General features: G+C 62.5%; 26 protein-coding genes and 1 pseudogene. 14 read left to right on the top strand and 13 right to left on the bottom strand.

The window, feature by feature from the left end:
* Nucleotides 1-4: 4 nt before the first annotated feature.
* Nucleotides 5-667: a GntR family transcriptional regulator gene (locus KJP30_RS15060; protein ID WP_218450079.1), complete on the bottom strand. Its 663-nt coding sequence runs from the start codon at nucleotides 665-667 to the stop codon at nucleotides 5-7.
* Nucleotides 668-816: 149 nt separating this feature from the next.
* On the opposite strand from KJP30_RS15060, the gene KJP30_RS15055 reads away from it, so the two are divergent.
* The 6 genes and pseudogenes from KJP30_RS15055 (at nucleotide 817) to KJP30_RS15035 (ending at nucleotide 6,478) form a co-directional block, all read left to right on the top strand.
* Entirely contained in the window at nucleotides 817-1,902 is a 1,086-nt protein-coding gene (locus KJP30_RS15055) for a polyamine ABC transporter substrate-binding protein (RefSeq protein WP_218450078.1), read from the top strand.
* A 65-nt stretch (nucleotides 1,903-1,967) separates the two neighbouring features.
* Nucleotides 1,968-2,747: pseudogene (locus KJP30_RS25235) on the top strand (ABC transporter ATP-binding protein); the annotation flags it as partial.
* Nucleotides 2,748-3,020: 273 nt separating this feature from the next.
* Nucleotides 3,021-3,353, top strand: coding sequence for a TOBE domain-containing protein (locus KJP30_RS25230; RefSeq protein ID WP_425515712.1), 333 nt, complete (start codon nucleotides 3,021-3,023; stop codon nucleotides 3,351-3,353).
* The gene (locus tag KJP30_RS15045; RefSeq protein WP_218450076.1) at nucleotides 3,353-4,243 is read left to right on the top strand and encodes an ABC transporter permease subunit; all 891 of its coding nucleotides are present in this window, start codon (nucleotides 3,353-3,355) and stop codon (nucleotides 4,241-4,243) included. The genes KJP30_RS25230 and KJP30_RS15045 overlap by 1 nt, the downstream gene beginning before the upstream one ends.
* A 100-nt stretch (nucleotides 4,244-4,343) precedes the next feature.
* Entirely contained in the window at nucleotides 4,344-5,162 is an 819-nt protein-coding gene (locus tag KJP30_RS15040; protein WP_218450075.1) for an ABC transporter permease, read from the top strand.
* Entirely contained in the window at nucleotides 5,159-6,478 is a 1,320-nt protein-coding gene (locus KJP30_RS15035; protein ID WP_218450074.1) for an NAD(P)/FAD-dependent oxidoreductase, read from the top strand. Before KJP30_RS15040 ends, KJP30_RS15035 begins: the two co-directional genes overlap by 4 nt.
* Nucleotides 6,479-6,498: 20 nt before the next feature.
* On the opposite strand, the gene KJP30_RS15030 is transcribed toward KJP30_RS15035, so the two are convergent.
* The 6 genes from KJP30_RS15030 to mbfA form a co-directional block, all read right to left on the bottom strand.
* A complete protein-coding gene (locus KJP30_RS15030) occupies nucleotides 6,499-7,413 on the bottom strand; it encodes a DMT family transporter (protein ID WP_218450073.1) in 915 nt (304 codons plus the stop codon).
* Nucleotides 7,414-7,476: 63 nt separating this feature from the next.
* Nucleotides 7,477-7,854, bottom strand: a complete 378-nt coding sequence (locus tag KJP30_RS15025; RefSeq protein WP_218450072.1) for a hypothetical protein — start codon at nucleotides 7,852-7,854, stop codon at nucleotides 7,477-7,479.
* Nucleotides 7,855-7,873: 19 nt separating this feature from the next.
* A complete protein-coding gene (locus KJP30_RS15020) occupies nucleotides 7,874-8,647 on the bottom strand; it encodes a DUF6478 family protein (RefSeq protein WP_218450071.1) in 774 nt (257 codons plus the stop codon).
* A gap of 88 nt (nucleotides 8,648-8,735) precedes the next feature.
* The gene (locus tag KJP30_RS15015; RefSeq protein ID WP_224874231.1) at nucleotides 8,736-9,437 is read right to left on the bottom strand and encodes a dihydroxy-acid dehydratase; all 702 of its coding nucleotides are present in this window, start codon (nucleotides 9,435-9,437) and stop codon (nucleotides 8,736-8,738) included.
* A 3-nt stretch (nucleotides 9,438-9,440) separates the two neighbouring features.
* Nucleotides 9,441-11,174, bottom strand: a complete 1,734-nt coding sequence (gene ilvD / locus KJP30_RS15010; protein WP_218450070.1) for a dihydroxy-acid dehydratase — start codon at nucleotides 11,172-11,174, stop codon at nucleotides 9,441-9,443.
* 281 nt (nucleotides 11,175-11,455) lie between these two features.
* A complete protein-coding gene (mbfA, locus tag KJP30_RS15005) occupies nucleotides 11,456-12,430 on the bottom strand; it encodes an iron exporter MbfA (protein WP_218450069.1) in 975 nt (324 codons plus the stop codon).
* 170 nt (nucleotides 12,431-12,600) lie between these two features.
* On the opposite strand from mbfA, the gene KJP30_RS15000 reads away from it, so the two are divergent.
* The 7 genes from KJP30_RS15000 (at nucleotide 12,601) to KJP30_RS14970 (ending at nucleotide 17,272) form a co-directional block, all read left to right on the top strand.
* Complete coding sequence (locus KJP30_RS15000) at nucleotides 12,601-12,774, top strand: hypothetical protein (RefSeq protein WP_218450068.1); 174 nt, start codon at nucleotides 12,601-12,603, stop codon at nucleotides 12,772-12,774.
* A gap of 66 nt (nucleotides 12,775-12,840) precedes the next feature.
* Nucleotides 12,841-13,455 (top strand): TetR/AcrR family transcriptional regulator, encoded by a 615-nt coding sequence (locus KJP30_RS14995; protein ID WP_218450067.1) that lies wholly within the window; start codon nucleotides 12,841-12,843, stop codon nucleotides 13,453-13,455.
* A gap of 31 nt (nucleotides 13,456-13,486) precedes the next feature.
* Nucleotides 13,487-14,317, top strand: a complete 831-nt coding sequence (gene fghA, locus KJP30_RS14990) for an S-formylglutathione hydrolase (RefSeq protein ID WP_218450066.1) — start codon at nucleotides 13,487-13,489, stop codon at nucleotides 14,315-14,317.
* 69 nt (nucleotides 14,318-14,386) lie between these two features.
* On the top strand, nucleotides 14,387-14,842 hold the full coding sequence (locus KJP30_RS14985; RefSeq protein ID WP_218450065.1) for a YaiI/YqxD family protein: 456 nt from the start codon (nucleotides 14,387-14,389) through the stop codon (nucleotides 14,840-14,842).
* On the top strand, nucleotides 14,839-15,459 hold the full coding sequence (locus KJP30_RS14980) for an HAD family hydrolase (protein WP_218450064.1): 621 nt from the start codon (nucleotides 14,839-14,841) through the stop codon (nucleotides 15,457-15,459). Before KJP30_RS14985 ends, KJP30_RS14980 begins: the two co-directional genes overlap by 4 nt.
* Nucleotides 15,456-16,364 (top strand): ornithine cyclodeaminase family protein, encoded by a 909-nt coding sequence (locus KJP30_RS14975; protein WP_218450063.1) that lies wholly within the window; start codon nucleotides 15,456-15,458, stop codon nucleotides 16,362-16,364. The genes KJP30_RS14980 and KJP30_RS14975 overlap by 4 nt, the downstream gene beginning before the upstream one ends.
* Nucleotides 16,361-17,272, top strand: a complete 912-nt coding sequence (locus KJP30_RS14970; RefSeq protein ID WP_218450062.1) for an alpha/beta fold hydrolase — start codon at nucleotides 16,361-16,363, stop codon at nucleotides 17,270-17,272. Before KJP30_RS14975 ends, KJP30_RS14970 begins: the two co-directional genes overlap by 4 nt.
* Nucleotides 17,273-17,332: 60 nt before the next feature.
* On the opposite strand, the gene KJP30_RS14965 is transcribed toward KJP30_RS14970, so the two are convergent.
* The gene (locus tag KJP30_RS14965; protein ID WP_218450061.1) at nucleotides 17,333-18,574 is read right to left on the bottom strand and encodes an MFS transporter; all 1,242 of its coding nucleotides are present in this window, start codon (nucleotides 18,572-18,574) and stop codon (nucleotides 17,333-17,335) included.
* 88 nt (nucleotides 18,575-18,662) lie between these two features.
* A complete protein-coding gene (locus tag KJP30_RS14960; protein WP_218450060.1) occupies nucleotides 18,663-19,379 on the bottom strand; it encodes a leucine-rich repeat domain-containing protein in 717 nt (238 codons plus the stop codon).
* A 144-nt stretch (nucleotides 19,380-19,523) separates the two neighbouring features.
* Between KJP30_RS14960 and zapE the strand changes: the two genes are divergently transcribed.
* Nucleotides 19,524-20,579 (top strand): cell division protein ZapE, encoded by a 1,056-nt coding sequence (gene zapE, locus KJP30_RS14955; RefSeq protein ID WP_218450059.1) that lies wholly within the window; start codon nucleotides 19,524-19,526, stop codon nucleotides 20,577-20,579.
* Nucleotides 20,580-20,642: 63 nt separating this feature from the next.
* Here zapE and KJP30_RS14950 read toward each other — a convergent pair whose 3' ends face one another.
* The 4 genes from KJP30_RS14950 to accD all read right to left on the bottom strand — a co-directional run bounded on the left by KJP30_RS14950 (nucleotide 20,643) and on the right by accD (nucleotide 24,710).
* Entirely contained in the window at nucleotides 20,643-21,554 is a 912-nt protein-coding gene (locus KJP30_RS14950; protein ID WP_218450058.1) for a LysM peptidoglycan-binding domain-containing protein, read from the bottom strand.
* A gap of 25 nt (nucleotides 21,555-21,579) precedes the next feature.
* On the bottom strand, nucleotides 21,580-22,197 hold the full coding sequence (locus KJP30_RS14945; protein ID WP_246594503.1) for a rhodanese-like domain-containing protein: 618 nt from the start codon (nucleotides 22,195-22,197) through the stop codon (nucleotides 21,580-21,582).
* 205 nt (nucleotides 22,198-22,402) lie between these two features.
* Nucleotides 22,403-23,680 (bottom strand): bifunctional folylpolyglutamate synthase/dihydrofolate synthase, encoded by a 1,278-nt coding sequence (locus KJP30_RS14940; protein ID WP_218450056.1) that lies wholly within the window; start codon nucleotides 23,678-23,680, stop codon nucleotides 22,403-22,405.
* Nucleotides 23,681-23,768: 88 nt separating this feature from the next.
* Nucleotides 23,769-24,710: an acetyl-CoA carboxylase, carboxyltransferase subunit beta gene (accD, locus tag KJP30_RS14935; protein WP_218450055.1), complete on the bottom strand. Its 942-nt coding sequence runs from the start codon at nucleotides 24,708-24,710 to the stop codon at nucleotides 23,769-23,771.
* Nucleotides 24,711-24,847 lie beyond the last annotated feature (137 nt).

The raw sequence follows: 24,847 nt of genomic DNA, 5'->3' as shown, positions 1-24,847 counted from the left end.
GGGGTCAAAGACTGTTGAGAATCATCTCCATACCCTGCGCCACATCCTGCTCGATGGCCCGAGCCGCCGCCGCGCCATCGCGCCGATCCAGCGCCTTGATCAGGTCCTTGTGGCAGTCCGGCAGGTGGCGTGTCCCCATCTGGCCGCAAACCACACGCAGCGACGGACCGAACCGCAGCCAAAGCGATTCCGTCAGCGCTTGCATTACCGGCGCGCGGGCGACCTCGTTCAGTGCGGCATGAAAGGCGTGATTCTCTCGCAGGTAACCTTCGATGTCACCGCGCAGGATCGCCTTGTCCAAGCGCGCGTCGATGGCCGCGATTTGGGCGATGTCCTCTGCTTGGGCGCATTCGGCGGCACGGAACGCCAGCCGTGGCTCCAGTGCCAGACGCGCTTCGGTCAGATCCTCGACCGTCTCGGAACATAGCACCGGAACCTGGATGCGGCGGTTGCCAAGAGCTTGCAAGGCGCCCTCGGCGGTCAATCGTCTGATCGCCTCGCGGACCGGCGTCATGCCTGCGCCCAATCGTTCGACAACCCCTTGAATCGTAACAGGCTCTCCCGGTGCCAGCGCGCCGAACAACACTGCTTCGCGCAGGTTGCGATAGACCTGTTCATGCGCGGGCAGGCCCGCCTGCCCCCGTTCCTCTGCCGCATTTTCCGTCATCGCAACTCCCCCGGGGCGCGCCGCTTTCGTCATCCCTTGCGCAGGACAACAGGCCATGGAAACATCGCCGAAGTTGCACGACAGCGCAACTTATGATCAAAAATTGGGGACGGGGCAGGAAAGACCCCCGCGACCAACGGGAGAACAACATGACCAAGACACTTGTGACGATGACGGCGTCCCTTGCGCTGGCGGCCGGACTGGCTGCCGCCGAGGAGGTGCGCGTCTACAACTGGTCTGACTACATCGACGAAAGCCTTCTGGAGAAATTCGAGAAGGACACCGGCTATGAACTGGTCTACGACGTCTTCGACAGCAACGAGGTTCTGGAAACCAAGATGCTGGCCGGCGGATCGGGCTATGACGTGGTCGTGCCCACCGGCACCTTCCTGCAACGCCAGATCGCGGCAGGGTCGTTCCAGCCGCTGGACAAGTCCAAGCTGCCGAACCTGGAAAACATGTGGGACGTGATTTCCACCCGGACGGCGAAATACGACCCCGACAACAACTACGCCATCAACTACATGTGGGGCACCACCGGCCTTGGCGTGAACGAGGCGAAGGTGAAGGAAATTCTGGGCGATGACGCCCCGGTCACCTCCTGGGATCTGATCTTCAAACCCGAAAACGCGGAAAAGCTGGCTGCTTGCGGCATTCACATGCTGGACGCCCCGGCCGAGATGATCCCCGCCGCGCTGAACTATCTGGGTCTTGACCCGGACAGCCATGATCCGGATGTGATCGCCCGCGCCGAAGAGGTGCTGATGCCGATCCGCCCCCACATCCAAAAGTTCCACAGCTCGGAATATATCAACGCGCTGGCCAACGGCGATATCTGTGTGGCCGTAGGCTGGTCGGGTGACGTCTTGCAGGCCCGTGACCGCGCGGACGAGGCCGACAATGGTGTCGTGATCAGCTATTACGCACCGGATGAAGGTGCGCAGATGTGGTTCGACCAGATGGCCATTCCGGTCGATGCGCCGAACCCCGAAGGTGCCCACGCCTTCCTGAACTTCATCATGGACGCGCAGAACATGGCGGCGGCGTCGAACTACGTCTATTACGCCAACGGCAACCTCGCGAGCCAGGAGTTCCTCGAAGAGGATGTGATCGGCGATCCGGCGATCTACCCGGACGCGGCAGCGCTGGACAACACCTTCACCACCACGCCCTACCCGCCGAAAGTGCAGCGCGTCGTCACGCGCCTGTGGACCAAGATCAAATCGGGCACCTGAGCCCAAACCGGACCGCGCCATCCCCGAGGGTGGCGCGGTTTTTTTCTGACCTGTGGTGATGCGACATGGCCGAACCCGTCTTTGCCCCGTGGACCGATCCGCAGGCGAAACCCCTCATTCAATTCAAGAACGTAACCAAGCGATTTGGCGATTTTACCGCCATCGACAACCTCACCCAAGACATCTACGAACGCGAGTTCTTTGCCCTGCTCGGACCTTCGGGCTGCGGCAAGACAACACTGATGCGCATGCTCGCCGGTTTCGAGGAGCCGACCGAAGGACAGATCCTTCTGGGCGGCGTCGACATCGGTCATGTGCCGCCGAACAAGCGCGCGGTGAACATGATGTTCCAGAGCTATGCCCTGTTCCCGCACCTGTCGGTCTATGACAACATCGCATTTGGCCTGCGGCGCGAAAAGAAACCCAAGGACGAGATCCACGATCGGGTAAAGGAAATGCTGCGGCTGACGCGACTGGATCGCTTTGCGCAACGCAAACCGCACCAGATTTCCGGCGGCCAGCGTCAGCGCGTGGCGCTGGCCCGTTCGCTGGCCAAGGCTCCGAAACTGCTGCTGCTGGACGAACCGCTGGGCGCGTTGGATAAGAAACTGCGCGAAGAGACGCAGTTCGAGCTGATGGACATTCAGGAAAAGACTGGCACCACCTTCATCATCGTGACCCACGATCAGGAAGAAGCGATGACCGTCGCCAGCCGCGTTGCGGTGATGGACGAAGGACGGATCGTGCAGGTCGCAACGCCCGACGTCATCTACGAAGCGCCGAATTCCGTCTACGTGGCCGATTTCATCGGCGACGTGAACCTGATCCGCGGAACGGCCAAGGCCCGTCCCGACGAAGCCCCCGTCGATGCCGTTGCGCCGAAACCCGCGCCCGCCGCGGAGCCCGCCAAAGCCGAGGCGGTTCCGGCCACCCGGCAAGAGGGGCCCAAGCCCAATGAACTGGGCCGCGCGCTGCATGATCGCCTTCTAAGCCCGATCTTTGGCAAATGGATCGAAGAAGAGCCAAAGCTCCTTCCCGCCCCCTCCGAGGCTGAGACAGCCGCACCTGCAAAGGTTTCGGCTGCCCCCGCCCCTGTCGCGACGATCCCGCCGGGCGGGTTGGAATTGCTTTGGTCCGACGGTCGCCCCCCGCTGATTGCTGCGAACGGTGATGCGGCACTGGACGGAGAAAAGGTCGTCCTTGCCTTGCGGCCCGAAAAGATCGGTATCGCCAAAGATCGCCCCGATGCGCCCAACGTGCTGAAGGGCAAGGTGATCGACATCGCCTATCTTGGCAATATCTCGACCTATCACGTGGAAATCGAAGGCGGCACAATGGTCAAGGCGCAGGCCGCCAACACGCGCCGCATTTCCCGCCGCGGCATCACATGGGAAGACGAGGTCTGGCTGAGCTTTTCCGCCACCGCCGGCGTTGTCCTGAAGGACGAATGATGCGCCGCGCCGTCCTGATCGCCGTCCCGTACCTCTGGCTTCTGGCGCTTTTCCTTGTGCCCTTTGCCATCGTTCTCAAGATCTCACTGTCGGATTACGCGCTGGCCCGGCCGCCCTACACACCTCAGCTGGACCTGGCCGAAGGTTGGACAGGCATACAAGCCTTCTTTGCCGAACTCGACATCGAGAACTTTGCCTTTCTCACCACTGACGCGCTCTACTGGAAGGCTTACCTCAGCTCGCTGCGCATCGCGCTGGTGGCGACGATCTGCACGCTGCTGGTGGGCTATCCCATCGCCTATGGCATGGCTCGCGCACCGCAGGAATGGCGGCCGACGCTTCTGATGCTGGTGATTCTGCCATTCTGGACCAGCTTTCTGATCCGCGTGTATTCCTGGATCGGGATCCTGTCGACCGAAGGCGTGCTGAACCAATTCCTGATGGGGATTGGCGTGATCGGCGAACCCCTGACGATCCTGAACACCAATACAGCCGTCTACATTGGTATCGTCTATACCTACCTGCCCTTCATGATCCTGCCGATCTATTCCGCGCTGGAAAAACTGGACGAAAGCCTTTTGGAAGCCGCCGAAGACCTTGGGTCGTCCCGGTTCGAGGCCTTCTGGCTGGTAACGATCCCACTGTCCCGCAACGGCATCGTGGCCGGGTGTTTCCTCGTCTTCATTCCTGCAATCGGAGAGTTCGTGATCCCCTCGCTTCTAGGCGGGTCCGACACGTTGATGATTGGCAAAGTCCTGTGGGAAGAGTTTTTCTCGAACCGCGACTGGCCTGTGGCCTCGGCGGTGGCGGTCGTGCTGCTGTTGATCCTCATCATCCCGATCGTGCTGTTCCAACGGTCCGAGGAAAAGGCACGGGAGGCCAACAGATGAGCGCGATCACATCCCGACCCCCCTGCCCCGGCCTCCGCGCCGGGGCCTCGTTGGCCACCCGGGAGGTCCCGGATCAAGTCCGGGACAGGGGGCGCTGCACATGAGACGGTTTTCATGGTTCAATGCCACGTCGCTGACGCTGGGATTTGCCTTTCTCTACCTGCCCATGATCCTGCTGGTGGTCTATTCCTTCAACGAAAGTCGGCTGGTCACCGTCTGGGCCGGGTTTTCGACCAAATGGTACGGAGAACTGCTCCAGAACGAAGAGTTCCTCGATGCGGCCTGGGTCACGCTCAAGGTCGCATTCTTTTCGTCCACAATTGCCACGGTACTTGGCACCATGGCGGCCTATGTCCTGATCCGCGCGGGCCGCTTTCCGGGGCGCACGCTGTTTTCCGGTATGATCTACGCGCCGCTGGTCATGCCAGAGGTGATCACCGGCCTTTCCTTGCTGCTGTTGTTCATCGGCATCGGACTGGATCGTGGCGTCCTGACCGTGGTTCTGGCACATACGACCTTTTCCATGTGCTACGTCTCGGTCGTTGTGTCCTCGCGGCTCAGCACCTTTGACCGCGCGCTGGAAGAAGCCGCTCTTGATCTGGGCGCATCGCCCTTCGAAAGCTTCACGCTGGTGACCCTGCCGATCATCGCACCCGCCGTAATCTCTGGCTGGCTTTTGGCCTTCACCCTCTCGTTGGACGACCTTGTGATTGCCAGCTTTACCACCGGCCCCGGGGCCACGACCCTGCCGATCAAGGTGTTCTCGGCCGTGCGCCTGGGCGTGTCGCCCGAGATCAACGCCCTCTCGACCATCCTGATCTGCATCGTCACGGTCGGCGTCATCACTGCGTCGCTGGTCACAAAGCGGGCCGCGGTTCAGCGCACCCGGGAAGAGCAGGCGGCGCAGCGCACAGCGTGAGCCGCCTGTACGAAGACGCCGCTTACGGGCCGCAAGGCACCTGCTACTGGGCCGAAACGGTCACAGCCCCGGCGTGGCCGCGACTGGATCGTGACGCACAGGTCGATGTTGCCGTGATTGGCGGCGGCTTCACCGGGTTGAACGCAGCCCTGCGGCTTGCAGAACAGGGCGCATCCGTCGCCGTGCTGGAGGCGGACCATCCCGGGTGGGGCGCTTCGGGGCGCAATGGCGGCTTTTGCTGCCTCGGCGGCAGCAAAGCCCCCGCCGCGCTGCTGCGGCGACGCTTTGGCGACGGAGCCGATACCGCTTGGACACGGACCGAAGCCGCAGCCGTGGACCATGTCGACCACCTGATCCGCCGTCTCTCCTTGCAGGTCGACCTGCATTCAAAGGGCGAGACCTTGCTGGCCCACAAACCGCGTGCTTTTTCCCAATTGCAGGCCAGCGCCGAGGAAACCGGCGAGACCTATGGGGTGACGCCGCAACTGCATTCGCGGGCCGATCTGGCCTCCGAGGGGATGGGCGGACCATGGCACGGCGGCATGACGCTGCCGATCGGTTTTGCTCTCAACCCACGCAAGTATCATTCCGGGCTTGGATTAGCGGCCCGGCAGGCTGGGGCCGAACTCTATGCTGAAAGCCCGGTCACGGATCTGACCCGGACCGGCAACGCCGGATGGTCTCTGACCACTGCGCGCGGAACTGTTCGCGCAAGATCGGTGATCCTTGCCACCAATGGCTACAGCCATGAAACCCTACCGGACTGGCTGCGCGGGCGCACCTTGCCCGTACAATCCAGCGTGATTGTCACCCGCCCGCTGACCGAAGCAGAACAACAGGCCGCCGGTTGGTGGTCCAACCAGATGTCTTATGACACGCGGGTGCTTTTGCATTATTTCCGCCTGATGCCGGATGGCCGTTTCCTGTTCGGAATGCGCGGCGGCCTGCGGGCGACCGCTGCTGCGCAGTCGCGCCTCTCTCGCCGGATCCGCGCCGATTTCGCGCGGATGTTCCCGGCCTGGGAAAGAGTTGAAATCACGCATGAATGGTCTGGCCTTGTCTGCCTGATGCGCAATCTCGTTCCCTTCGTGGGTGAAATCCCCGGCCATCCCCAGTTATTTGCCGCGCTTGGGTTTCACGGCAACGGCGTTGCCATGGGATCTTACGCCGGGCGGTTGGTGGCCGGTCACGCCATGGGCGAACGCCTTGATGCGCCGGACTGGCTGGGAACGCCGCCACCACGATTCCCGCTGGGGCGACACAGACGCCTGTTGCTTGCCCCCGCCTATCTCGCCGCCGAAGCACTGGACCTTTAGGCCTGTTCCACCGGGGGCGCTCAGCCCTGAGGCGTCATGTTCGGACGGGCCTTGCCGCGCTGCATCCCCAACTGGCGTTCCCGCCAGATGATGATCCCGCCTGCCGCGATCACGATGGCGGAACCGATCAGCACCATGGCCGAGGGCGCCTCGTCAAAGAAGAAATAGCCAAACAGGATCGCAAAGAGGATCGAGGCATAGTCGAAGGGAGCAACAACGGCCGCCCCCGCAAACCGGTACGCCGATGTCAGGAAAATCTGCGCGACGCCACCGATCAATCCCGCCCCCACCAGCATCAGCAGGACCGAGGCTTCGGGGATCACCCAGCCAAAGGGCAGCGTGAGCAGCGAAAATCCGGTGGCCGTGAGCGAGAAGTAAAAGACAATGGCAGAGGTTTCTTCGGTCGCCACCATGCGCCGGATCTGGATCTGTGCCATGGCGCGCATCACGGCCGACACCAACACCAACGTCACGCCCAACATCGCCGACCCGCCCACATCGTCCAATGTCAGGCGCGGCCACAACACGATGGTCACCCCCACAAGCCCCAGAATGACCGCCGAAAGCCGGAAGAACCGCAAGCGTTCGCCCAACAGGATCGCCGCGAGCAGAACGGTCATCATGGGCGCGGCAAAGCCGATGGCGGTCACTTCGGGCAGCGGCAACAGCCCCAGCGCCGCAAAGCCACAGCCCATGGCCGTCACCCCCACAAGACCACGCAGGACGTGCAGGCCCGGTCGCTTGGCCTTTAGTCCGGTGGACAGGTCACCGCGCATCGCCAACCAGACAACGATCACCGGCATGGCAAAAAAGGAACGGAAAAACACTGCCTCTCCGGTCGGGACATGGGCAGAACTGGCCTTGATAAGCGAAGCCATGACCGTGAACAAAACAACAGAGGTCAGCTTCAGCGCGATGCCACGCAGCGGGGACATGGGGACTCCTTCGGGGATGGCGCGACAGTGGACCGCTGCGCCCCGAAGGTCAATCGCACCCGATCAGCTTGTGTCCCGGCAATGTTTGCGAAAGGCCCGTTTCAGCAAATCCAGTTCCGACCGCAACAAATCGACCTCGGCCCGGATGTCATCGGCCAGCGCCTCTCCGGCGATCAGCGCAAAGCTGTTCAGGACCGAATCGTCACGGGCGTCGCGGATCAGGACCGTGCTGACACCATCGCCCAATGCCGCAACCGGAACCGGCACCTCGACCACCCAGCGCCCCGGCTCTGGCGTTTCCGAAACCGTTACACCGTGAACCGGGCGATCCTCGATGCTGGCCACGATCTGCGGCGCTGTTTCGCCCCCGCCCTGCGCCACCAAGAGCCCTTCCCATATGCCTTCGCGGAACCGGGTCTTGGTCAGTGTTATCCTGCTCATGGTTTCGCCCCTTTGACGGTCACAGCGCCGCACGCTTGCGACGGCTGAAGGTCAGGTCCCGCAGGGTGACCTGGTTCATGCGCGGGCCTTCAAAGATCAGGTCCAACCACATTTTTTCAACCCGTTTTTCGTTGAGCCGCGAATAGGCCAAATCGAATTCCACTTCGACCGTCTGATCGGTCAGCGGCAGTTCCCTGACCACTTGTTCTGTGTTCGGACCGTGGCGGATGTTCAGCCGCGCAAAAATTTCCAGCGGGCGTTCCATTTCAACAATCGTTTCGATCCGCACAAGGTGCTGACGGGTCAACCCCTGAACCGCGCTTTCAGGCAGGTCGATCGCAAGCGAAAGATAGGACCCGGAAAAGCCGAAGACATCCAGTTGCAGGCCAAAAGCCGCAAGATCGGCGGCCCGTGTGTTCCGGACCTGTCGCAAGGTCATTTCCGACCTTGGGCAATCATGAAAAAGCCGCGTTTCACGGCCCAACTGTGCCTTGCTTTGAACTGCGGCGATGCCCTGCACCGGCAAAGGGCCGCTCCAGACCTCGGGGCGCCAAGCCCAGTCAGAATCCTTCGGGCGCGGAAAAGACTGGTTGCCGATTTGCGGCAAAGCCAACCGTGCGTCGGCTGTATGGATCAACGCGTCCAGCCGGGATTTCAACTTGCGGGCCTGAGTTCGCTGAAGGCGCAAATCAGGCAGATCGGTGTCCTGCGCCGCCTCTGCCATGCGCGTCCAGCGCCGTAGCGTCGCGGCAAAGCCCGCCCGGCCCAACCAGTCCTGCACTCTTGCCCCCATTGTTCCTTCCCCTCGGCCCCGACCTCGCATGCAAATGGGTCAGTTTCACGGGGAATAGTTTCCGCTATCGAAACTATTGCAGCAATCCCTAAGGATTGAATAATCGCCCAAGGACCCCGCCGGCCGGTTTAGGGGTCGGGGTCGATGCCTCTACTGTCGGGCTAAGCCGTGCAATCGTGTCCCTGACCCGGGCAAGCGCCGTCGCCCCGCGGTCGCCGGCCAGCGCACTGCCACGCGGCGCATAAAGCGCCAAACCAACCAGACGTCCGCCCTGCACAAAGGCCGAACGCCAATAGCGCGGATCACTGCCGTCGAACATCTCGTCACCACCGCTGGACAGATGAGCGGTAACCTGACCGCGCCGCGTCCGACCATCCAGCAGATCGGCCCCGGCCACCTGCGCCAAAGCCTGCGGCGTCGGCAGGTCGGTGCTGTCCCCACGCGGGCCGACCGTTACAGTGACCAACATCGGCGGAACGGAATAGCCAGCCTTGCCGCCGCTGATAATGTAACACGAAGCAATGACTGCAAAGCCGCGCTCGGGGCCGCTGCGCTTGGTGCGCGGATCAAGGCAATACCCCTCCGGCCCGGCCACAACCACATCGCCACCGGCAAGGCTCGCCTTGGCCAGCGGCGTGACACGCGTCCCGCCAGAACCGGCAAAGAAAGCCGCCAACCCCGCCCGCGCCCGTGCATCGGCCCCGTCGGGGTTAGAGTCCGGCGAGGAGGCCATGCACCCCGCCAGCAACAGTGCACCGGCGGCGCACAGGAAAAGGCGCGCCGCCGACATAGATCAGAGATCCACGTAGGTGTGTTTTTCAGCCGCGCCACCCGGATGGGTCACAGCGCCCTTGTAGGTCTCGCCGACCAGTTGCGCATATTTCCACAACGCGCCCGAGGCGTAGATCGTTTCTTTCGGACCTTTCCAGGCGTCCTTGCGGGCCGCCATCTCTTCGTCTGTCAGATCGACGGTGATCTCACCCTTGACCGCATCGATGGTGATGCTGTCGCCGTCCTGAACCAGCGCGATCGGCCCGCCATGCGCCGCCTCGGGACCAACGTGCCCGACGCAGAAACCACGGGTCGCGCCCGAGAAACGGCCATCGGTGATCAACGCCACCTTTTTACCCATGCCCTGACCGGACAAGGCCGCCGTGGTCGCCAGCATCTCGCGCATGCCGGGACCGCCGGCGGGACCCTCGTTGCGGATCACGATGACTTCACCTTCCTTGTAGGCGCGCATCTTGACCGCTTCAAATGCGTCTTCTTCACATTCAAAGACGCGGGCGGGACCAGTAAAGACCTGATCTTCGGGCGCAATGCCTGCAACCTTCACGATGGCACCCTGCGGCGCAAGGTTGCCTTTCAGACCAACGACACCGCCGGTGGGCGTGATCGGCTTGTCGACCGGATAGATCACGCGGCCATCGGCCTCGCGCTCGATCATGTCAAGTTCTTCGCCGATGGCGCGGCCCGACGCGGTCATGCAATCCTCGTGGATCAGGCCCGCACGGCGCAGTTCCTTCATGACGACCGGAACACCGCCTGCCTCGTAAAGGTCTTTGGCAACGTAATTGCCACCCGGCTTGAGATCGACGAAATAGGGCGTGTCGCGGAAGATCTCGCAGACGTCATCCAGGAAGAACTCCAGCCCCGCCTCATGCGCAATCGCCGGAAGGTGCAGGCCCGCGTTGGTCGAACCGCCGGTGCAGGCGACAACACGCGCGGCGTTTTCCAACGACTTGCGGGTGACGATGTCACGGGCACGGATGTTCTGTTCCAAAAGATGCATGACGGCCACGCCAGAAGCAGTGCCATAGGCATCGCGGCTTTCGTAAGGCGCGGGCGCACCAGAGGAATTCATCAGCGCAAGGCCGATGGCCTCGGACACACAGGCCATGGTGTTGGCGGTGAACTGTCCGCCACAGGCACCAGCCGACGGGCAGGCCGCCTTTTCGATCGCACGTAATTCCTCGTCACTGTTCGCGCCGGCCTGATGCTTGCCCACGGCCTCGAACACATCCTGAACGGTGATGTCCTTGCCCTTGTATTTGCCCGGCATGATCGAGCCGCCATAGATAAAGACAGACGGCACGTTCAGGCGCACCATTGCCATCATCATACCCGGCAGGGATTTGTCACAGCCGGCAAGACCGACGATTGCGTCGTAGCAATGGCCGCGCATGGTCAGCTCAACGGTGTCGGCAATGGCTTCCCGCGAGGCAAGGCTGGCGCGCATGCCCTCATGACCCATGGCGATACCATCGGTCACGGTGATCGTGGTGAACTCACGCGGGGTGCCCGAGGCCTCCTTGACGCCCAGCTTGACCGCCTGCGCCTGACGGTTCAGCGCAATGTTGCAAGGCGCAGCCTCGTTCCAACAGGTCGCAACGCCAACCAGCGGCTGATGGATTTCTTCTTCGCTAAGCCCCATCGCGTAGAGGAACGAACGGTGCGGAGCGCGCGCCGGGCCCTCGGTCACATGGCGGCTGGGCAGTTTGGTCTTGTCGAATGGACGCTTGAGCATCTTGATGGCTCCTCCCGCGGAATGGCTTTTCCTTGGAATAGCGAAGCGTTCAAAGGGGCACAAGCGTCAAGCGGGTCTTGGTATACCAGCCAATCGCCCGGCGGGACGGTCGCGATTTTGAGTATTTGGACCAAGAAGAAACAACAGGGGCTTCTTCTTGGCTCAAATACTCATTTCCAAGCGTTCCGATTGCGCCAAGGTCAGCAGATGGACCTTGGTGGGACGGTGGGCGGGGCGATGTTGCCGCAGGCGACGAGCGGCGCGCGCCGTCTTCAGCTTCGTCAGCCCGAGCCGATCAAGGCACCGGCGGCAAAGACCAAGGCCCCGCCCAGGACCACCTGGAAAGTTGCCCGCAAGAAGGGGGTTTCCATGAATTTGTTCTGGATCCAGACAATGGCCCACAGTTCTATGAAGACAACTGTCAGGGCAATTGTGGTGGCGGTCCAGAAATGCGGGATCAGGTAGGGCAGCGCATGGCCCAACCCGCCGACGGTCGTCATCACGCCCGATGCGATGCCCCGTTTGGTTGGTGATCCACGCCCTGAGAGTTCCCCATCGTCCGACGCGGCCTCGGTGAACCCCATGGAGATCCCCGCCCCGACAGACGCGGCCAGCCCGACAAGGAAGGTGGTCCAGGGATCATGCGTGGCAAAGGCGGTGGCAAAGATCGGCGCAAGGGTCGACACAGATCCGTCCATCAGCCCGGCAAGGCCCGGCTGAACCCAGGTCAAAACAAACTGCCGCTTCGCCCGGTCGTCCTCTTCCTCGCGCGCAGTCTCGCCAAGGTGTTCCTGTTCCAGCCTTTGCGCCACGTCTTCGTGATGCGCCTCCATTGCGGCAAGATCGCCCAGCAACTTGCGTGTGGCCGCATCCTGCGCATTCTGCGCCGCCATCAGGTAGAACCGCTCGGCCTCGCGTTCCATGTGCGACGCCTCGTTCCGGATCCGGTCCAGAGACAGGTTTTCCGTCAACCAGACAGGCCGCCGGGCGTAGTATCCTGCGACATGTTCGCGCCGGATCAGCGGGATGACTTCGCCAAACCTTTGGCGATGCAGTTCGATCAGGGCGCGGCGGTGGCCGTCCTCTTCTTGCGCCATACCGTCAAAGATTGCGGCGGTGTCGGGAAATTCCGTCCGCAGGCGTTCGGCGAAGCTACGGTAGATCCGAGCGTCGTCCTCTTCGGAGGAAATGGCGAGGGCAAGGACTTCTTGTTCGGTCAGATCGCGGAACCGGCGACGGTTTCCCATGTAGAGCATTTGGGCACCTCTTTAGAATGGTTCCAATGTATTTGTCCGCCCACAAAGCTCAACCCGGAATAGCCGCTATGCCTATTCTGCCGCACCCTTTGTCGCCTCTTGCATTTTTGCGCCCGCCGCATAGCTGACGAACTGAACGGTTCAGTTTGACCAATGTGAAGGAGGTTCCCATGTCCCGTTTTCTCCTGCCCCTCATGGCTGCCACTACGCTGATCACGGCGCCGGCGCTCGCCCATCTTGGCCCGCCGATGCAACCCGATCTGACGTTTCCCGAACCGCTGCCGCAACCTTCGCCGCAACCGGACGTTTCCACCCAAGGCAGCGGCGCGCCGAATTGGAAATGACGTCGTGCCTTTCTTGCCCGAACTGAACCGGGCAGTTTATAGTCACCCAGTGCAGGGGAGTGTTTCATGACAACGCAGGCAACCGTCCGCAAAGGACGCAAGTTCAACCAGGTGATCGACGGTGCGCGCGAGATTTTCATGCGCGACGGGTTCGAAGGGGCCAGCGTCGATGAAATCGCCCGTGAGGCCGGTGTGTCCAAGGCGACGTTGTACAGCTATTTCCCCGACAAACGCCTGCTCTTCATCGAGGTGGCCAGTGCCCAGTGTTGCCGTCAGGCGGACGAGGCCCTGCTGTCCATGGACATGACGCGCCCGCCGCGCGAGGTGCTGTGCGAAACCGGCCACAAGTTCCTGAGCTTCCTCTATTCCGAAATGGGTCAACGGATCTTTCGGATCTGTGTGGCCGAGGCCGACCGTTTTCCCGAACTGGGCCAGCAGTTCTATCAAAGCGGCCCGGCCATCATGCGCAAGGTGATGACCGACTATTTGCAAGCCGCGCAGGAACGGGGTGAGTTGCGGATCGAGGACAGCGATCTTGCCGCCGACCAATTTGCCGAACTGTGCAAGGCCGACCTCTGGTCCAAGGCGATCTTCGGGATTCAATCCTCTTTCAGCGATGCAGAAATTGCGCGCGTGGTGGATGGTGCTGTCGAAACCTTCATGGCACGTTACGGCACATGACTGCGCCCCGGCGGGCGCGCTGGGAGAAAAGATGAAGACCGTATCCGAAAACGCCTGTTTTGGCGGTATGCAGGGTGTGTACACCCATACATCCGAAGCAACCAAATGCGACATGACCTTCGGGCTGTTCCTGCCCGAAGAAGCGGCCCACGTCCCGGTGCCGGTGCTTTGGTACCTATCGGGCCTGACCTGCACTCACGAAAACGCCATGGTAAAGGCTGGCGCCCAATGCTGGGCCGCCGAACAGGGCGTTGCCCTGATCTTTCCCGATACCTCCCCACGCGGTGACGACGTGGCCGATGACGAGGCCTATGACCTTGGCAAAGGGGCCGGATTTTATGTCAACGCCACCGAAACGCCATGGGCGCCGCATTTCCGCATGTGGGATTACGTGGCCGAGGAATTGCCCGCGCTGGTGGGCGAAAAGTTCGCGCTCGACATGGACCGTCAGGGCATCACCGGCCACTCGATGGGCGGTCATGGCGCGCTGACGCTGGCCATGAACCTGCCGGGCCGCTTTGCCAGCGTGTCGGCCTTTGCGCCGATTGCTCATCCCACGACAAGCGATTGGGGCCGCAAACAGCTTTCGGCCTACCTTGGCGCGGACGAATCGACATGGGCGCCGCATGACGCCACCTTGCTGATGCGTGAAAAGGGCTTTGACGGTCCGGTGCTGATCGATCAGGGCGCAAATGACCAGTTCCTTGACCTGCTCAAGCCGGAATGTCTGGCAGAAGCCATGGCCGCCCGCCGGCAGGACGGCGCTTTCCGAATGCAGAAGGGCTATGACCACAGCTATTTCTTCGTTTCGACCTTCATGGAAGATCATTTGGCCTTCCACGGTGAGGCGCTTCATGGCTGACCCTGTCCCGGCCTTGCGCCGGGACCTCCGCCACAGAGGCCCCGGAACAGGTCCGGGGCGGGATCCCTCATGACCCTTTACGTCGATGCAGATGCCTGCCCGGTCAAAGCCGAGGCAGAAACCGTCGCCACCCGGCACCGTGTCCCCATGGTGCTGGTGGCCAACGGCGGATTGCGCCCCCCGCGCAATCCGCTTGTCACCTTGCAAATCGTCGCTGCTGGCCCGGACGAAGCCGACAAGTGGATCGCCGAACAGGCAGGCCCCGGCGACGTCGTCATCACCAATGATATTCCTCTGGCGGCAAAATGCGTCGAGGCCGGCGCACAGGTCTTGCGTCCCGACGGATCGGCCCTGACCGCCGCCAACATCGGCCAGCAGCTTGCCATGCGCGATCTCATGGCGGACTTGCGGGCCGCCGATCCCTTTCGCCAAGGCTCTGGCAAAGGCTTTACCAAGGCAGACCGGAGCCGTTTCCTAGACGCGCTGGAACGCGCGCTCAGACAGGCAGGACAACAAAAGACATGACCATCCAGGCAGTGATTTTCGATATCGGCAACGTGCTGATCGAATGGCAGCCCGAACGCTACTACGACGCCAAGATCGGCGAAAAACGGCGTCGCGACATGTTCGCACAACTCGACCTGCACGGTATGAACGACGTGATCGACCGGGGCGGAGATTTCCGTGCGACAGTCTATGAATGGGCTGACAAGACACCGGAATGGGCAGAGGAAATCCGCCTCTGGCACGACGACTGGCTGGAAATGGCCAAACCCGCCATTCCCCGTTCCGTCCGCCTCCTGCGCGCCCTGCGGGCACAGGGTCACAAGGTCTATGCCCTGACCAACTTCGGCATCGGCACATGGGACATCGCCACCCCGGCTTATGATTTCCTCAATGAATTCGACCACGCCTTTGTCAGCGGCCACATGGGGGTCATAAAACCAGATCGCGAAATCTATGAAATGGTGGAATATCACCTTGGCCTGCCGGGTGAGGCACTTCTGTTCACCGACGACCGTGCCGACAACATTCAGGCCGCCAAGGCGCGCGGATGGCAAACCCATCATTTTACCGGTCCGGACGGTTGGGCCGAACGGCTGGTGGCCGAAGGCCTGCTGACCATGGAGCAATCGCAATGACGACGATCATCCCCTTCGAGGAGGGCGAAAAACACCTTGATTGGCTTGGCCTCACGCGCGCCTTTGACGCGGGCCACCAACGCCCCAAGGCAGAGATCGCGGATGTGTTCCTCTATCGCGGGCAGGACACGCTGCTGAACCGCTCGGCCTGGATCGACGGGTTGGGCCTTGCGGTCAAGGCGGCCACCGTGTTCCCGGGCAACCCGGCCAAGGGCAAGCCGATGATCGGCGGGGCCGTCAACCTCTTCGACGATGCAGATGGCAGTTTGTCCGCCGTGGTGGACTTCCACCTCGTCACCAAGTGGAAGACCGCGGGCGACAGCCTCTGCGCCGCGCTGAAACTGGCCCGCCCCGACAGCCGCAAGATCCTGATTGTCGGGGCCGGCACCGTGGGCGCTTCGCTGATCGCAGCCTATCGCACCGGCTTTCCCAAGGCAGAGTTCACTGTCTGGAACCGCACCGCCGACAAGGCCCGCGCCTTTGCCGGGGCGCATGGCATCGACTGGGCCGAGGACCTTGAACAGGCGGTCCGCGCGGCGGATATCGTCAGTTCCGCCACCATGTCCACCGACCCGCTGCTGAAAGGCGACTGGTTCCAACCCGGCCAACACATCGACCTGATCGGAGCCTATCGCCCCGACATGCGCGAGGTCGACGATACCGCCCTCACCCGCGCCCGTCTGTTCGTCGACAGTTTCGACACGACGCTCGACCATATCGGCGAACTGAAAATCCCGCTGGCGCAGGGCGTCATCAACCGCGACAACGTGATCGCCGATTTCTACACAGCAGATCGCTTTCATCGGCAGTCCGACGACGAGATCACCCTGTTCAAGAACGGCGGCGGCGCTCACCTCGACCTGATGTGTGCGCGCTACATCCTCGACGCGTGGAAAGCGGCATGAGCCTTCTTGGCGGCGCCCTGACCCTTGCGGGACTGGGTGCCGCCAGCCTCCCCGCGTGGCGCGAATATCGGCGCAAACCTGTATCCGCCCTGCGGGAAACCGCCCCCGGCCAATTCGCCCGCCTGTCGCAGGGACATACCCATTTTCAATGGTCCGGCACCATGGACGCCCCGGTCATGGTCTGCGTTCACGGCCTGACCACCCCATCGTTCGTCTGGGAAGGGCTGGCGCGGCACATCTCCGGCGAAGCCCGGGTGTTGACCTATGACCTCTACGGGCGTGGCTTTTCAGATGCGCCGCGCGGCCAACAATCCGCCGCCTTCTTCACCCGGCAATTGTCCGACCTCATGGATCATCAACAGCTGAACACCCCGGTCACACTGATCGGCTATTCCATGGGTGGAGCGATTGCCACCAGCTTCGCCGCAGCCCATCCGGACCGGGTCCAGCGGCTGATCCTCATCGCACCTGCCGGCATGGGGCACCAATTGGGGCGACTGGCACGCTTTACCACAGATGTCCCCTTACTGGGCGACTGGGCGTTTCACATGGGCTATCCCGCCCAACTCCGGCAGGGAATCGAGGCGGAGCGTAACCTGCCCTCCTCCGTCAGCGGCATTGCCGACAAACAGCTTGCGCAACTCGACCGCCGCGGCTTCCTGCGTTCGGTCCTGTCCTCTCTGCGAGGTCAGTTGCGCGATCCGCTGGAACCGGAACACCGTCAGATCGCCGCCACGGGCCTTCCCGTCACCGCGATCTGGGGCCAGCAAGACAGTGTTATCCCGTTACGCGCCATGGGCACGCTGACCCAATGGAACCGCAATGCCCGGCACAAGGTCATCGAAGGTGCGGGCCACGGGCTGACCTACACCCACACCCGCGAAATACTAGAGGCTCTGCATCCCTGACCCGCCTGCTTCTTCTTGGGGCAAATACTCCCGGGGGTACGGGGGCAGAGCCCCCGTCCGTCAGGCAACAACCGGCGAAGCGGTCACCCGGTTCTCGCGGATCGGCAGATGCACCAGCGCGCTCAGCGCTCCCACGGCCACACCGATCCACCAGACCAGCGTGTAGTCCCCGGTGGCGTCATACAGCCGCCCGCCCAGCCAGACGCCCATGAAACCGCCCACCTGATGGCTCAGGAAGACTACCCCGTAAAGCGTGCCCATATAGCGCAGACCGTACAGATGGGCGACGAGGCCAGATGTCAAAGGCACCGTCGCCAGCCAAAGCGACCCCATGACCGCCGAAAAGACCAGAACGCTGACCGGCGTCATCGGCACAAGGATAAAGACAGCCGCCGCCAGGGTCCGCGCCGTGTAGATCAGCGCCAGCAGATAGCGTCTCTGGAAACGATCCCCCAACCAGCCCGCGCCCAACGTGCCGACAATGTTAAAGATCCCGATCAATGCGATCGACACCGCCCCCAGCGCCGAGGTCGTCGTCACCCCCAGCGAATGCAGAATCCCCCCGGCGGCAATCGGGCCACAGGCCTCGGTCACGAAGGCCGGGAAATGCGCGGTGATGAACGCCAGTTGGTAGCCGCAGGAAAAGAACCCGATAAAGATCAGCGAGAACGACGGATCACGGAAGGCCCGGCCAAGGATTGTTCCCATGCTCTCCTGCAACTCGGCCTTGCTGGCGACCGGTGCCCGCATCATCGGCAGGAAAGCCAACGCCGCCAGCATCGCACCGGCAAAGACCACAAAGACCATCTGCCAGCTCATGTATCCCATCAACGCCTCGGCCAGCGGCGCGCCGACAACTTGTCCCATGCTGCCAAAGGCAGTGGCAAAAGCCAGCGACATCGACCGGTGCGCATCGCTGGACGCGCGGCCAACAACGGCAAGGATCACTCCAAAACCGGAACCGGCAATCCCGAAGCCCACCAGCACCTCAAGCGCCTGCATGGCAAAGGGTGTTTCGGCAAAGCTCGACAGGACCAGACCCGCCGCATACAGCACCGCCCCCAGAATGATCGCCAGTCGGTCGCCCATCCTTTCGGCCAAGGCGCCAAAGATCGGCTGACCGATCCCCCATGCGAGGTTCTGGATCGCGATGGCCATGCTGAACTCGGCCCGGGCCCAACCGAATTCTTCGGCGATTGGGATCTGGAAAACACCGAAACTGCCACGAATAGCAAAGTTTACCAACAGGATAAGAGATCCGGCGATCAGGACCGGGGTGTAAAACGAGGCACGCGACGACATGGGGAGCTCCAGTATTCTACCGCGCGGGTGTGCCTTCTGTGCCCGCTGCCGTCAAATGCGAATGCTTGATGTTTCGATTAAGAAATGCTTATGCGTCGCCGCGCCATCCAGTGAGCCGCGCGCCCCCTGTCAGGTGATCCACCAGATCCCCAGCCCGCTCCGACGGGTCATCTTCATCGGCGATGCGGGCCAGCGCCCGGTCGCGGGCCGCGGCTGGCGTCCCGGCAAAAGAGATCCCCACATCGCCTTCGGGATCGGCAAAGGCAGGCAGGCTCACCACCGGCGAAAGATCCTGCACGCTGGACCCCGTCACATCCAGCACCGATAATTCCGGCAATCCGGTCAAAGGCGTCAAGTCCGTGACCCCGGTGCCGCGGATCGACAGCTGCCGCAAGCGGCGGCAGTTTGCCAGCGGCGACAGATCATGCACCTCGGTGCCGTCCAGCCAAAGCTCGCGCAGCCGGTCGCAAGAGGCCAGCGGCGACAGGTCCGATACACGTGTCCCTTCCAAAAACAGGTTCTGAAGATTGCCCATCCCAGACAGGGGCGACAGATCGGCCACCGGCGTGCCCCGCAGGTCCAGCTTTTCCATACGCGTCATGCCCGCCAAAGGCGTCAGGTCTTCGACCCGCGTTCCTTCAAGATCCAGCCAGACCAACCAGTCCAGCCGCGAGATCACGTCAGGCAATTCCGTCAGAAGCCAGGGATCGGAAAGATACAGCAGGGACATTCCCTCGCGGCGGTTCATCTTCACGTATTGGATGGCGTCGCGCAGCTCGGCCCCGAGCCTTTCTTCTTCCTCCATCTATCCCGCTCTCCGTGGTCAGAAAATCCGCGCATAGGTGCCACGGTCGCCTGTCCGACCGCAAGCGGCAGTTGCCACAGGGGATCCATCGGTCCCGCGCAACAGGCCACTACACAATGCGCCCGGCATTGGCTATGCGAAGGCATGCCAAGTGTCACAGAACTCTACCAGTCCCGCGTCAACGAGGGGAAGATCAAGCCGGACCCGGCCCAGACCGCCGTCCTGCCCGAGCTTGAACGCCTGCGCGCCGACCTTGCCCAGCCGGTCAAGCGCGGGTTCTTCCGCAAGACGATCGAAGCCCCACAGGGACTGTATCTTTGGGGCGGGGTCGGGCGCGGCAAATCCATGTTGATGGATCTGTTCGTTGACACGCTGGACGTTCCGGCGCGCCGGGTCCATTTTCATGCCTTCATGCAAGAGGTGCAGGCCCAGATCCACCAGTTGCGCCAGAAAGGCGCCGAGGATCCGATCAAGCCGGTCGCCAAAGGCATCGCGGATTCGGTGCGGGTGCTGGCCTTCGATGAAATGCAGATCACCGACATCGCAGATGCGATGATCGTTGGGCGGCTGTTCGAGGCCCTTTTCGAAGGCGGCACAACGGTCGTGACCACCTCGAACCGGTTGCCGGACGATCTGTACAAAGATGGTTTGAACCGCCAGTTGTTCCTGCCCTTCATCGCCTTTCTCAAGGACCGGATGGTGGTGCGGGAACTGGCCTCGGACCGCGACCACCGGCAGGACCGCCTTGCCGGGGCGCAGGTCTATTTCTCGCCCGCTGACAACGCCGCGCGCGTCCAGATCGACGCCCTGTGGGAGGAACTGACCCATGGTCTGGAAGAGCCGCTGACCCTGCACGTGAAGGGCCGCGAGGTCGAACTGCCGCGTTATCACAACGGCGTCGCCCGGGCGAACTTTTTTGATCTGTGCGGCCGCATGCTTGGCCCCGCTGACTACCTCAAGCTGGCCGAAAGCGTGCGTGTCCTCATCATCGAAGACATCCCCCAACTGTCGCGTCGCAACTTTAACGAGGCCAAGCGCTTTGTGACGCTGATCGATACGCTTTACGAGGCACGCGTCAAGCTGATCGCCTCGGCGGCTGCGCAACCCGAAATGCTATACGTGGAAGGCGAGGGCAGTTTTGAATTCGAACGCACCGCCAGCCGCCTGCGCGAAATGCAGGCCGCCGACTGGTCGACATAAAAAAAGGGGCCGGATGAACCGGCCCCAGTCTTATGCTCGCTTGCTTGCCTGCTGTGTTATTCTTCAGAGAACCGGGATGGTCAGTGTCTGACCAACGCGGATCTTGTCCGGGGTGGTGATCTTGTCGCGGTTGGCTTCGTAGATCGCCGTGTATTGCAGCGTATCGCCGTAAAAGCGGTAGGAAATCGCGGCCAGACTGTCGCCCGGTTTTACCGTGTAGACTTGGGTCTCGGTCACGGCCCGCGCCTTGGGGCGCGTCACCTCGACTGCCGTCAGGGCAAGACCGCTGTCGGCGGGAACCGGACCGGCGTTGACGGACCTCTGCACCAATGTCGCCAGCAGGGTTGCCGTATCAACCTTGCCGTCCGAGGTGATCAGCGCGTCAGGCACCACAACCTGCCCGCTGTCGCGCGCCTCGTTCAGCAGCGCATCCAGATAAGCATCCGATTGCCCCTGCCGCAATGCCTGCACAACGAGGGTCTGCAAATCGCCGGGTGTTGGCGTATCCGCTGCGCCGCCCACGCCAGTCAGGCTGGCCAACACGCTTTGCGTCATGGCCATCAGGGCATCGTCCTCGGCACCAGCAACAGGGGCCTTGCCCAGTTCGGACAACAACGCGCTGGTCGTCCGCGCCAGTTCATCGCCGCCCGCCCCGCGCGAGGCCTGAACCGCGGCAGCAATGGCAAGCGCCGGGTTCGCCTCGACCTTCGGCGGCTCCGCGACCGGCGCTTGCGACTTGCGAACCAGCGCCGACAGCGTCGCAGTCACATCTGCCGCAGGGGCCGGCTCGGATCTGGTCACCGGTTGAACCAAGGCGCGCGGCAAGGCGTCCGGGGCGGTGGCCGCCCGCGTCACCGTTGCCACGTCATATTCAGCATCCATACGCTCGCGTATCTGGGTCGCGCCCGGCTGAAAGATGATCAATGCGGCGGTGACGGCCACGAAAGCGATGCTGAACAGGATGATACGGATCATGGTGCTGCCCCCCCTTGCACCGCCGTCAGGCCGGAACCTTGACCGTCAGGCCCAAGAGCAGCCAAAGCTGCATTCCGCCGCGGTAATACTGTATCTTTTCGGGCGGATAGCCCGCATCGGTCAGATTGCGAATGGCGCGCGGGCTTTGGTCACACCACGGTCCGTTGCAGAACATCAGCAGGTCCAGCGCGTTGCTGAAGTCCCAACCGCCGCCAAGCTTCCGGGCACCCAGCGCCTCCAGAATCTGATCACGGTAAGGGTTGCTGGGCTCCAGCGTCGAAAACGGCACGTTGACCGCGCTGGGGATCGTGCCCTTGGCGAACCATTCCGGCAAACGACTGTCAATCAGCAGGCCCGCGCCGTTGGCGACCTTGTTTTCGATGAAATCGATGACCTCGATTTCGCCCACCGTCGTGACACCCCGGCCTGCGGAAATCGGATGGATGCAGAAAGGAGGACAGGGACGAGAGGTCTTGGTGAACTCGGACTCCAGCTGATGCGCGGTGTCCTGAATCCGTTCGATGACGATGTTTTCGCCGTTGACCCAAATCGATCGGGACGCCGCATCCGGGGTGATATTGACATCCTGCGCCAAGACCGGCGCGGCAAACAGGCAGAGTACGAGCGCAAATGCGCCGCGCATTTTGTGCAGCATTTCGAAATGTCCCCCAAGATACGGCGAAACACGGCATCCCAATGTGTTTCGCGGCAGCATCCTGCGCAAATATAGGCAAATCGCCGCGAATCAGTCAAGACGAAGTGATTCGCGGCGCGGGTCTTTCTTGGGGAAAAGCAAGGCGAATCAAAAAAAGTGATTCGCTTCTCAGGACTTAGCCCGCCGTAAAATGTCAGGCAGACCCTTCACGCAACACGGACCCGGCCAGGTAGAGCGACCCACAGATCAACACACGCGCGCCGGGCGCATCCGCGGCAATCGTCGCCAAAGCCCCGGCCACATCCGCCGCTTCGCGCACCTTGTGGCCTACATCAGCCGCAAGCGTCGCGGTCTCGGCCGCGGCCAGCGTGTTGGCCTCACCAGGGATCGAAATCGCCGTCAGACTATCCGCAACCTTGGCCAGCGGGCGCAGGAAACCCCGCGCATCCTTGGTGTTCAGCATCCCGCAAATCAGATGCGTCGGGCGTTCGGGCAGTTTCGCCAGATGCGCGGCAAGCGCCTCACCCGCAGCGGGGTTGTGCCCGCCATCCAGCCAAAGCTCGACCCCCGGAGCCATCTCGGTCAACGGCCCATTCCGCAGGCGCTGCATCCGTGCAGGCCATTCCGCCCCGGTCATCGCGCCCTCACAGGCGGCCTCACCTAGCGCCAGATACCGAAGCGCAGCCAGCGCCGCGCCCGCGTTCTGCAACTGATGCGCTCCCGGCAGGTTCGGCAAGGGCAGGTCCAGCAGGCCGTTTTCGTCCTGAAAAACCAGTCGCCCACGCTCCTCCCAGACATGCCAATGTTGACCATGTGCCAGAACCGGCGCGCCCAGCGCCTGTGCCCGCGCTTCGATGACCTCCAACGCCTCGTCAGGTTGCGGGCCAACCACGCAGGGCACCCCGCGCTTGAGGATCCCCGCCTTTTCGCCCGCGATCTTGGCCAGCGTATCGCCAAGATATTGCTCATGATCCATCGAAATCGGCGTGATGATCGTCATGGCCGGCGTTTCCACGACATTGGTCGCGTCCAGACGCCCGCCCAGACCGGTTTCCAGCAGCACGAAATCCGCCGGCACGCGCGACATCGCCAGCAGCGCGGCACAGGTCGTGATCTCGAAATAGGTGATCGACGCGCCACCATTGGCCGTCACGCATTCGTCCAGAACCGCGGTCAGATCCGCCTCCGAGATCAACTGACCCGCAAGGCGAATCCGTTCGTGAAACCTCGCAAGATGCGGCGAGGTGTAGGCGTGGCAGGTCAGGCCCGCCGCCTCGATCCCGGCCCGCAGCATCGCCTGCGTCGACCCTTTGCCGTTCGTCCCGGCAAGGTGGATCACCCGGGGCAGTTTCCGCTCGGGATGATCCAGCGCCTCCAGCAACTGCCAGACCCGGTCCAGCGTCAGGTCGATGATCTTGGGATGCAGCGACATCATGCGCTGCAAAATGGCGTCAGAGGTCTGTCCGGTCATCGGAACTCCGCAGTTCTGTAGATGTCGAAAAGGGCCTTGCCCGATGTCACGTGACGCCCGTCACCAAAGGCATGTTTCCACCTCGGGGTCAGCCCTTGGTCTCGTCCAAAGCCTTGTTCGGCTCTGCCTCGGCCTTCATCTCCTCGGAACCGGGCGCGGGCAGGTCGCCCCAAGTGGCGGGCGGCATCTGCATCAGCATTCGTGTGATGACGATCAACTCTTCGCGCATCTTGCGACGGTCGGTCACGCGGTCCAGCATCCCGTGCTCCAACAGGTACTCGGCCCGCTGGAACCCTTCGGGCAGCTTCTCGCGGATCGTCTGCTCGATCACGCGCGGCCCGGCAAAACAGATCAGCGCATTGGGTTCAGCGATCTGCACGTCCCCCAGCATCGCGTAAGAGGCCGTCACACCTCCGGTCGTCGGATGCGTCAGTACAACGATATAAGGCAACCCCGCCTCGCGCAGCATCTGAACCGCTACCGTGGTACGCGGCATCTGCATCAGCGACAGGATACCTTCCTGCATCCGCGCGCCCCCGGCGGCGGAAAACAGGATCAGCGGACGGCCCAGTTTGACCGCCTCCTGCGCGGCAGCGACGATGGCATTGCCGACATACATCCCCATCGACCCGCCCATAAAGCTGAAGTCCTGCGCAGCCGCGACGATCGGGGTCCGCCCGATCTCACCCGCGGCCACCAGCATCGCCTCTTTCTCGCCGGTCCCCTTCTGGGCGGTCTTCATCCGGTCGGGATAGCGCTTCTGATCTCGGAAATGCAGCGGATCCGCCAGCGGCTCCGGCACGTCGACTTCGTTGAACACCCCACCATCGAACAACGACAGGAACCGGTCGCGCGGGGTGATGTGCATGTGATGGCCGCAATTGGTGCAGACATTCAGATTGTCGCTGATCTCGCGGTGAAACAGCATCGTGCCACAGCCGTCACACTTGGACCAAAGGTTCTCGGGCACCTCGCGACGCGAGAAGATCGAGTTGATCCGGGGGCGGACGTAGTTGGTGATCCAGTTCATGAGGGGCTCGCGCGGGTTTCAGGATGGGCGAGAAATAGGCAAGCCGTGGCCGAATTGCAATCAACCAAAGGGCCTGCGCACGTCCCGGCTTCTTCTTGGCGAAAATACTCCGGGGGTAAGGCCGCAGGCCGAGGGGG

Origin of the sequence: Antarctobacter sediminis, from assembly GCF_019218285.1 — a bacterium.
GTDB lineage: Bacteria > Pseudomonadota > Alphaproteobacteria > Rhodobacterales > Rhodobacteraceae > Antarctobacter > Antarctobacter sediminis.
The sequence above is the reverse complement of the archived record's forward strand: the minus strand, read 5'-3'. Positions and strand labels throughout refer to the sequence as shown.